Below are 9,881 nucleotides of genomic sequence, written 5' to 3' on the forward strand. Positions count from 1 at the left end.
GTTCTGCGCGTAGTTGTTGCGCAGGACGAGCGCGCCGACCTCGTCGGTCATCTCGGCGAGCAGCTTGTTGCGCTGCTTGACGGTCATGTCGCCCTCGGTGACCAGACCGTTGAGCAGGATCTTGATGTTCACCTCGTGGTCGGAGGTGTCCACGCCCGCGCTGTTGTCGATGGCATCCGTGTTGATCTTGCCGCCGGTGCGGGCGAACTCGATCCGGCCGAGCTGGGTCAGGCCCAGGTTGCCGCCCTCGCCGACGACCTTGACCCGCAGGTCCTGGCCGTCGACACGGATCGGGTCGTTGGCCTTGTCGCCGACGTCCGCGTTCGACTCGGTGCTCGCCTTGACGTAGGTGCCGATGCCGCCGTTCCACAGCAGGTCCACCGGGGCGCTGAGGATCGCCCGCATCAGGTCGGCCGGGGTCATCTTGGTGACGCCCGACGCGATGCCGAGGGCCTCGCGGATGTGCCCGTTGACGGGGATCGCCTTGGCCGTGCGCGGGAAGACGCCGCCGCCCGCGGAGATCAGGGCGCTGTCGTAGTCGGCCCAGCTCGACCGGGGCAGCTCGAACAGCCGGCGGCGCTCGGCGTACGAGGTGGCCGCGTCCGGGTTCGGGTCGATGAAGATGTGCCGGTGGTCGAAGGCGGCGACCAGCCGGATGTGCTCGGAGAGCAGCATGCCGTTGCCGAACACGTCACCGGACATGTCACCGATGCCGACGACCGTGAAGTCCTCGACCTGCGTGTTCACGTCCAGCTCGCGGAAGTGCCGCTTGACGGACTCCCAGGCGCCGCGGGCGGTGATGCCCATGGCCTTGTGGTCGTAGCCGGCCGAGCCGCCGGAGGCGAAGGCGTCGCCGAGCCAGAAGTCGTAGGACTGGGCGACCTCGTTGGCGATGTCGGAGAACGTCGCCGTGCCCTTGTCGGCGGCGACCACGAGATACGTGTCGTCCTCGTCGTGCCGCACCACACCGGACGGGGGCACGACCTCGCCGGCCACCATGTTGTCGGTGATGTCGAGCAGCGCCGAGATGAACGTCCGGTAGCTGGCGACGCCCTCGGCGAGCCACGCGTCGCGGTCCTCGGCCGGGTCGGGGAGCTGCTTGGCGACGAAGCCGCCCTTGGCGCCGACCGGCACGATCACCGTGTTCTTCACCATCTGCGCCTTGACCAGGCCCAGGATCTCGGTGCGGAAGTCCTCCCGCCGGTCGGACCAGCGCAGACCGCCGCGCGCGACCTTCCCGAACCGCAGGTGCACGCCCTCGACGCGCGGCGAGTACACCCAGATCTCGAACGCCGGCCGCGGCGCCGGCAGATCCGGGATGGCCTGCGGGTCGAACTTCATGGACACGTACTCGTGCGGCCGGCCGTCCGCGCCCTGCTGGAAGAAGTTGGTCCGCAGGGTCGCCTTGATGACGGTCAGGAAGGAGCGCAGGATGCGGTCCTCGTCGAGCGAGGCGACCTGGTCGAGCGCCGCCTCCAGCTCCTCCAGGAGCGCGTCGACGATCTCCAGCCCGGCGCCCTGCCGCTCCGGCGCCATCCGCGCCTCGAACAGCGACACCAGCAGCCGGGTGGTGTGCACGTTGGTGCGGAGGGTGTCCTCCATGTAGTCCTGGCTGAACGTGGACCCGGCCTGCCGCAGGTACTTGGCGTAGGCGCGCAGCACCATCGCCTGCCGCCAGGTCAGCCCGGCGCCCAGCACCAGCGCGTTGAACCCGTCGTTCTCCGCGAGACCGGTCCAGGTCGCGGAGAACGCCTCCTGGAACCGCTCACGGCCGTCGTCGCCGAGCAGATCGGTGGTGCCGCCGCCCAGCGCCTTGGGGATGCGCAGCCCGAAGTCGTAGATCCAGGCGACCGAGCGGTCGGCGCAGCGCAGTTCGTAGGGCCGCTCGTCGATCACCTCGACGCCGAGCCGGTTGAGCACCGGCAGCACCGCCGACAGGGAGATCGCGTCACCCTTGCGGTAGATCTTGAACCGGCGCTCGTCGGGTGCGGCGCCCACCGGCTCGTACAGGCTGAGCGAGAAGTTCCGCTCCTCGGAGAGCCGTTCGAGGTGGACGAGGTCGGAGACCGCGGCGCGCGGGGTGTGGTCGGCCTTGTAGCCCTCGGTGAAGGCGCTGTGGTAGCGGCGCAGCAGCTCCGCGGCCCGCTCCTCGCCCAGCTCGGCGTCGAGCGCCTCGGAGAAGGCGTCGGACCAGGACCGGGCGGCCTCCACCAGCCGCGCCTCGATCCGGTCCTTGTCGGCCTCGGACAGCTCGGGCAGCTCGGTGCCCTGCGGGACGCGGACGACGAAGTGCAGCCGGGACAGGATCGACTCGGTGTTCCAGGCGGTGAAGTCGACGCTGGTGCCGCCCAGCTCCTCCTTGAGGATGTCGATGATCCGCAGCCGGACGCCGGTGGTGTAGCGGTCGCGGGGCAGGTAGACGAGCGCCGAGTAGTAGCGCCCGTACTCGTCCTGCCGCAGGTAGAGCCGCAGCCGGCGGCGTTCCTGGAGGTAGAGGACGCTGGTGACGATGGACCGCAGCTCGTCGACCGGGGTCTGGAACAGCTCGTCGCGCGGGTACGTCTCCATGATCTGGAGCAGGTCGCGGCCGTCGTGGCTGTTGGGCGAGAACCCGGCGCCCTTGAGCACCGCGTCGACCTTGCGCCGTACGACGGGCACCCGCAGCACCGACTCGGTGTACGCGGCGGAGGAGAACAGACCGAGGAAGCGGCGCTCGCCGATGACGTTGCCGTCGGCGTCGAACTTCTTCACGCCCACGTAGTCGAGGTAGGACGGCCGGTGCACGGTGGCCCGGCTGTTCGCCTTGGTCAGCACCAGCAGCTTGTGCTCACGGGCCTTGGCCCGGGCGTCGGCCGGCAGCCGCTCGAAGGACGGGCTGACCGGGTGGGCGTCCTCACCGGTGTGGTGCGGGTCGGCACGCAGTATGCCGAGACCGGTCCCGGGGACCGCGGCGAGGGAGTCGTCCTCGCGGAGCTGGTACTCCCGGTAGCCGAGGAAGGTGAAGTGGTCGGCGGCGAGCCAGCGCAGCAGCTCGCGGGCCTCCTCGACCTCGGGGGTGGCGAGGTCGTCGGGGACGGGCTCCTCGGGGAGGTCGTCGGCGATCCGCAGCGCGGCCTCCCGCATCTTCTCCCAGTCCTCGACGGCCTCCCGGACGTCGGAGAGGACCCGCAGCAGATCGGCGGTGATCTGCTTGAGGTCGGCGCGATCGGTCTCGCGGTCCGTCTCCACATGGATCCAGGACTCGATGTGCGCGTCGTGCGGAAGGTCCGCGGCGGACGGCGGGGTGCGCAGCACCTCGATCAGCTTGCCGGTGACATCGCGGCGGACGACGACCTGCGGGTGGACGACGAGGTGGATGCCCCGCCCCTGGCGGCTCAGCTCGTTGGTGACGGAGTCCACGAGGAAGGGCATGTCGTCGGTGACGACCTCCACGACGGAATGGCTGCACGTCCAGCCGTTCCCCTCGACCGTCGGGGTGTGGACCCGGACGTTGGCGGTGCCCTGCGGCCGGTTCTCGGCGAGCCGGTAGTGCGAGAGCGCGGCACCGAAGACATCGACCGGGTCACGGTCGGTGAGGTCTTCCGGTGCGGTGTGCAGGTAGTAGCGCTGGAGGAACGCGAGGAGGGTGTCCCGGTCCGGAAGCCCCTCACCCGTCGTCCCAGTCGGTAGGTTCCCCCCGACCGGGCTGTTCTCAGCGACCCGCGCCGCCCTCTCGAGCAGCTCGGCCTTGGCTTCGTCCAGCTTGGTCTGCATTGTCCTCTGACTCCTGTCGCGCGCCGTTGCGTGACGTAGAAGGAAGTACGGGCTCTCCCTTTGCGGCTCGACGCCACGGCCCGGGGTCTCCGGTCCGCTCCGACGCTATGCCGCAAGAAGAGATGAGCGGGGCGGTATCGGCCATTCTCGACACGGCCCCGGGGTGTGACGCTGCTCTCCGCGTCCCGTGTCCCTGGGGTGTGTACGGCGTCCTGGGGGACCTCGCGCCCCCGTCCCGCCCGCAAGAACCAGCGTCCGCCGCCCGGCCACGGGGATAGTCCGTGCTCGCCGGGCGCAGGGCAGGGGCGACTGCGCCCCCGCGAGATATCGCGCTGATCACGCCACCAGGCTATCGCTCCTCACCGGGGCCCCGTCATGAGCCGTATGTGTACAAAAGCGGGGGGAGAAGTTTGACGTTCTGCACAGGGGCGGACCCGGGTGACACGTGCCGGGCCACCCCCGAACCGGGACGAGTCGACGGCGGTCCCGGCCCACGGCACCCTGAAGTCGACGGCGGTCCCGTCCGACGGCACCCTGAAAGCGAGCGTTCCTCTCCTGGCGCGCCCTCTTGGCAGGACCGCCCCCGAGAGGCACGTTGCCCATGACGGCGTGGGCCGTGACAGCGCCCGCCCGAGAGGAGCCGCCCACCATGACCGCGAAGATCCTCATCGTCACCGGCGACGCAGCCGAGTCCCTGGAGGTCCTCTACCCCTATCAGCGGCTGCGCGAGGAGGGCTACGAGGTCCATATCGCCGCCCCGGAACGCAAACAGTTGCGGTTCGTCGTCCATGACTTCGAACCCGGCTTCGACACCTACACCGAGAAGCCCGGCTACACCTGGCCCGCCGACCTCGCCTTCTCCGAGGTCGAGCCCGGCCAGTACGCCGCCGTCGTGATCCCCGGCGGCCGGGCGCCGGAGTATCTGCGCAACGATCCCGAGCTGCGCAAGATCCTCAAGTCGTTCTTCGACTCCGACAAGCCGGTCGCCCAGATCTGCCACGGCCCCCTGCTGACGGCCGCGGTCGACGCGCTGCGGGGGCGCCGGGTGACCGCCTATCCGGCGCTGGAGATCGACATGCAGTCGGCCGGCGCGACCTTCCAGGACAGCGAGGCCGTGGTCGACGGCACCCTGGTGTCCGCCCGCGCCTGGCCGGACCACTCGGCCTGGATGCGGGAGTTCCTGACGGTGCTGCGGGCCAAGGCGCCGGTGAGCTGAGGGGCGCGCGGGTGAGCTGAGCGGGGCGGGGCTGCGCTTGGGGTTGCTCCGCTCGGCGGTACCTCGCTCAGGCGGCCAGTCTCCCCGCGACCTCCACCGCCTCCGCCAGGCTGTCCACCACCGGCACCCCGACCCCTTCGAGACTGGCCCGGCTGTGCGATCCCCCGGTGTACAGCACGGCCCGCGCGCCCGCGTGGAGCGCGGCCACCGCGTCGTCGGCCGCGTCCCCGATCACCACCGTCCGCTCCGGCTCCACGACGCCGATCGCCGCGAGGTGGCGCACCATGTGCTCGGCCTTGCTGCCGCCGGACGGCCCGGTGCGCCCGTCGACCCGGACGAAGTGCGGCTCGATGCCGAAGCCGCGCACCAGCGGGACCAGCTCGTCATGCACGTACATGCTCAGCAGGGACTGGCTGTGCCCGGCCGACCGCCACCCCGACAGCAGCTCCTCCGCACCTTCGGTGAGCGCGCATCTCGCCCGGTGCTCGGCGTAGTACCGGTGGAAGATGTCGTCCATCAGCTCCCACTCGGCGTCGGTGGGCAGCCGGCCCATCAGCCGCTCGTAGAACTTCGGCACGGGTACGCAGTACAGCGCCCGGTACCGCTCCAGGGTGAGCGGCTCCAGGCCCAGCTCGGCGAACGCCGCGTTGGTCGCGCCGATGATCGCGTCGTTGTCGTGGAAGAGCGTGCCGTTCCAGTCCCAGACGATGTGTGCCGGTTCTCGCTGCGTCGCCATGTCACAAAACGTACCTGGCCCCACCGACAATCAGGAGCCCAGCAGGTTGGGGATCTCCTGCGGGGCGAACCAGAGCAGCTCGTGGTCCTCGGCGCCGTCCACGACGGACCGGGCGCCGCCGTCCCCGCCGTCCGCCGCCGCGAGGGCCTCGGCCGCGGCGGCTACAGCGGCTTCCGCGCCGTCCGCGTCGACATGGACGGCCGCCGCCTTGGCCAGCGCGACCCGGCCGGTCACCCGGACCTCACCGGGTTCGGCGGCGTCGTTCTCGCGGTCGTGGCCGGGGTCGGGGTCGGGGTCGACCTCGACGATCCGGTCGGCGACGTCGACGGCGACCACGACCCGGCGCCGGGGCGCACCCCGGTCCGCGTCGAGCAGCCGCAGCGACGCGAGGGCCGCCTGGCCGAGGGCGGCGTACTCCAGCTCCTCGATGTCCTCGGAGTCGTACCACTCGCGCAGCGCGGGCGTGACGGCGTACGCGACGAGCGGCCCGGACCCCAGCTCCCCCGTCTTGTGGGCCTCGGTGAGGCCGGAGAGGGTCAGGGGGACGTAGACGCGCATGGCCGGCCGCTCTTCTCTGCTCGGGAATCCTGTCGGGAGCTTCGCCCGAAGGGCTTCAGGATACGCGCGGGCGTCCCCTTTCGGGCGCCCGCCCACCCCACTCCCGGCGTCCACCCCACGCCCCGAAATTCACCCCACCCAGGGCCCTGACCTGACCTTTCACCGGCCCGGATCACCCTGATAAGTGAATCGACCCTCGACAGCGGGGCAACTTCGAGTCGCCTTGCAATCACTTTCCGTGACCGCGTACAAGATCGGCAACGAAAGTTACCGCCTGGTAGAGGCAGCGACCGGGCTCACTGAACGGGGACAACCATGAACAAGGTCATGACGAGGGACCGGCGCACTCCTGGCTCCCGTCCTCCCGGCTCCCGTCCTCCCGGCCGCCGGGACACCCGCCGTCCCACCGGCGCCCCGCCCCGCGGCCCGGGCGGCGGCACCCTGCGCACCGCCCCGAGCGGCCCCCGCCCGCCGGCCGCACCCCGCACCGCCTCCACGCGCCCGGCGGACAACCGGCCGACGGCCGTACCGCCCCGGCCGCCGCGCCCCACCGACCTGTTCGCCGACCGCCTCGTGGCCGTCCTGAGCGGACAGCGCCCGGTCCACTCCATGCTCCGCCACACGGTCGGCTCGGCCTACGACGATCTCGCCCACCTCGCCGAGAGCGGCCCCCTGCGCCCCGCGCACGGCGTCCGGCCGGTCGTCCGGGACATCGGCTACTACGTGGCCCGCCCCGGCGCCGTGGAGGCGTTCGCACGGATCGGCGCGGGCAACCGGCTGCGCGCGATGGCCTTCCGTCTGGAACGCGGCCCCGACCACCGCTGGCGCTGCACGGCGATCGAACTGGACGGCCCCCGAGCATCCCGCCCCCGCACCGACTGACCCGACCGACCGAACGGCCCGAACGGCCCGGCGGACGGCAGAGGGCCGGGCCACCCCAAGGTGACCCGGCCCTCACGCCTAGCGCGGTTACATCCGGCGCCTACTTCTTACGGCTGCCGCTCACGGCTACTTCTTACGGCGCCGTCCGGCCTTCGCCTGCTTGCGGCGCTCCGCGCGCGTGAGGCCGTCCGCCTCGGACCGCACCGGCTCGCCCTCGTCGTCGAAGTCGCCCTCGATGGTGCCGCCCTCGCCGTCCACCGTCGGCGCGGAGAAGTGCAGGTTGCGCCGCTGCGGGGCGTCCAGGCCCTTGGCACGGATCTCCGGACGCGAGCCCGCCTGCGCCGGCACCACGTCCTGCTTGTCCATGTCGACCGGCGCGGCGTCCTCCACCGGGACCTCCTCGACCTGCTGCTCGACCTGGACCTCCAGGTTGAACAGATAGCCGACGGACTCCTCCTTGATGCCGTCCATCATCGCGGTGAACATGTCGAAGCCCTCACGCTGGTACTCCACCAGCGGGTCCTTCTGCGCCATCGCGCGCAGACCGATGCCCTCCTGGAGGTAGTCCATCTCGTAGAGGTGCTCGCGCCACTTGCGGTCCAGGACCGACAGCACGACCCGCCGCTCCAGCTCACGCATGATCTCCGAGCCGAGCTGGCTCTCCCGCGCCTCGTACTGCTCGTGGATGTCGTCCTTGATGGACTCCGAGATGAACTCGGCGGTCAGACCGGCCCGGTCGCCCGCCGCGTCCTCCAGCTCCTCCACGGTGATCTTCACCGGGTAGAGCTGCTTGAACGCGCCCCACAGCCGGTCCAGGTCCCAGTCCTCCGGGAAGCCCTCGGCGGTCTCCGCGGAGATGTACGCGTCGATCGTGTCGTCCATGAAGTGCTGGATCTGCTCCTGGAGGTCCTCGCCCTCCAGGACACGGCGCCGCTCGCCGTAGATGACCTCACGCTGACGGTTGAGGACCTCGTCGTACTTCAGGACGTTCTTACGCGTCTCGAAGTTCTGCTGCTCGACCTGCGACTGCGCGGACGCGATCGCGCGCGTGACCATCTTGTTCTCGATCGGCACGTCGTCCGGGACGTTCGCCATCGACATCACGCGCTCGACCATCTGCGCCTTGAACAGACGCATCAGGTCGTCACCCAGCGACAGATAGAACCGGGACTCGCCCGGGTCGCCCTGACGGCCGGAACGACCGCGGAGCTGGTTGTCGATACGACGCGACTCGTGCCGCTCGGTGCCCAGCACGTACAGGCCGCCGAGCTCCTCGACCTCTTCCTTCTCCGCCTTGACGGCCTGCTCGGCCCGCTCCAAGGCGGCGGGCAGCGCGTGCGCCCACTCCTCGATGTGCTCCTCCGGGTCGAGGCCGCGCTGCCGCAGCTCCGCCTCCGCGAGGTCCTCGGGGTTGCCGCCGAGCTTGATGTCCGTACCACGGCCGGCCATGTTCGTGGCCACCGTCACCGCGCCGCGGCGGCCGGCCTGCGCGACGATCGACGCCTCACGCTCGTGGTGCTTGGCGTTCAGCACCTCGTGCTGGACACCGCGCTTGGAGAGCTGCTGCGAGAGGTACTCCGACTTCTCCACGGAGGTCGTGCCGACCAGGATCGGCTGGCCCTTCTCGTGCTTCTCCGCGATGTCGTCGACGACCGCCTCGAACTTCGCGACCTCGGTGCGGTAGATCAGGTCCGACTGGTCCTTGCGGACCATCGGCCGGTTCGTCGGGATCGGCACCACACCGAGCTTGTAGATCTGGTGGAACTCGGCGGCCTCGGTCATCGCCGTACCGGTCATGCCGGACAGACCGGGCTCTTCCTTGCCGCTGTGGCTGCGGCGCTTGTAGAGGCGGAAGAAGTTCTGGAGGGTGATCGTCGCGAGCGTCTGGTTCTCGTCCTTGATGTCCACCCCTTCCTTCGCCTCGATCGCCTGGTGCATGCCCTCGTTGTAACGGCGGCCGGCGAGGATACGGCCGGTGTGCTCGTCGACGATCATGACTTCGCCGTCCATGACGACGTAGTCCTTGTCCTTCTTGAAGAGCTCCTTCGCCTTGATGGCGTTGTTCAGGTAGCCCACCAGAGGCGTGTTCACCGACTCGTAGAGGTTGTCGATGCCCAGCCAGTCCTCGACCTTGCTGACACCGGCCTCGTGGATGGCGACCGTGCGCTTCTTCTCGTCGACCTCGTAGTCGCCGGTCTCCTCGATGCCCTTCAGCGGGTTGCCGGGCTCGCCCTTCTTCAGGCGCGTCACCAGCTTCGCGAAGTCGCCGTACCACTTGGTCGCCTGGTCCGCCGGACCCGAGATGATCAGCGGCGTACGCGCCTCGTCGACCAGGATCGAGTCGACCTCGTCGACGATGGCGAAGTTGTGGCCGCGCTGCACCAGCTCGTCCTTCGACCACGCCATGTTGTCGCGCAGGTAGTCGAAACCGAACTCGTTGTTCGTGCCGTACGTGATGTCGCACGCGTACTGCTCGCGGCGCTGGGCCGGCGTCATGTTGGCCAGGATGCAGCCGACGCTCAGACCCAGGAACTTGTGGACGCGGCCCATCATCTCGGAGTCGCGCTCGGCCAGATAGTCGTTCACCGTGATCAGGTGGACGCCCTTGCCGGACAGCGCGTTCAGATAAGCGGGCAGCGTGCCGACGAGGGTCTTGCCCTCACCGGTCTTCATCTCGGCCACATAACCGAGGTGCAGGGCCGCGCCACCCATGATCTGCACGTCGTAGTGGCGCTG

Annotated in this window: 6 protein-coding genes; 2 read left to right on the top strand and 4 right to left on the bottom strand. The window is 70.0% G+C overall.

The genetic code is table 11. The features are described from left to right. Positions 1 to 3,753: NAD-glutamate dehydrogenase (locus G6W55_RS35980; protein WP_175524835.1), on the bottom strand; the 3,753-nt coding region annotated here is incomplete at its 3' end. 649 nt (positions 3,754 to 4,402) lie between these two features. Between G6W55_RS35980 and G6W55_RS35985 the strand changes: the two genes are divergently transcribed. After that, positions 4,403 to 4,969 carry a DJ-1/PfpI family protein gene (locus G6W55_RS35985; RefSeq protein WP_030780491.1) on the top strand — a complete coding sequence of 189 codons (567 nt, stop codon included), beginning with the start codon at positions 4,403 to 4,405 and terminating at the stop codon, positions 4,967 to 4,969. 67 nt (positions 4,970 to 5,036) lie between these two features. On the opposite strand, the gene G6W55_RS35990 is transcribed toward G6W55_RS35985, so the two are convergent. After that, positions 5,037 to 5,705: an HAD family hydrolase gene (locus G6W55_RS35990; protein ID WP_175524836.1), complete on the bottom strand. Its 669-nt coding sequence runs from the start codon at positions 5,703 to 5,705 to the stop codon at positions 5,037 to 5,039. Between the two features lie 30 nt (positions 5,706 to 5,735). After that, positions 5,736 to 6,263 (bottom strand): DUF6912 family protein, encoded by a 528-nt coding sequence (locus G6W55_RS35995; protein WP_175524837.1) that lies wholly within the window; start codon positions 6,261 to 6,263, stop codon positions 5,736 to 5,738. Positions 6,264 to 6,578: 315 nt separating this feature from the next. On the opposite strand from G6W55_RS35995, the gene G6W55_RS36000 reads away from it, so the two are divergent. Further along, positions 6,579 to 7,145, top strand: coding sequence for an Rv3235 family protein (locus tag G6W55_RS36000; RefSeq protein ID WP_175524838.1), 567 nt, complete (start codon positions 6,579 to 6,581; stop codon positions 7,143 to 7,145). Between the two features lie 126 nt (positions 7,146 to 7,271). On the opposite strand, the gene secA is transcribed toward G6W55_RS36000, so the two are convergent. After that, positions 7,272 to 9,881: preprotein translocase subunit SecA (gene secA / locus G6W55_RS36005; RefSeq protein ID WP_175524839.1), on the bottom strand; the 2,610-nt coding region annotated here is incomplete at its 5' end.

The sequence above is a fragment of the Streptomyces sp. CAI-85 genome (genome assembly GCF_013363615.1).
GTDB lineage: Bacteria > Actinomycetota > Actinomycetes > Streptomycetales > Streptomycetaceae > Streptomyces > Streptomyces antibioticus_B.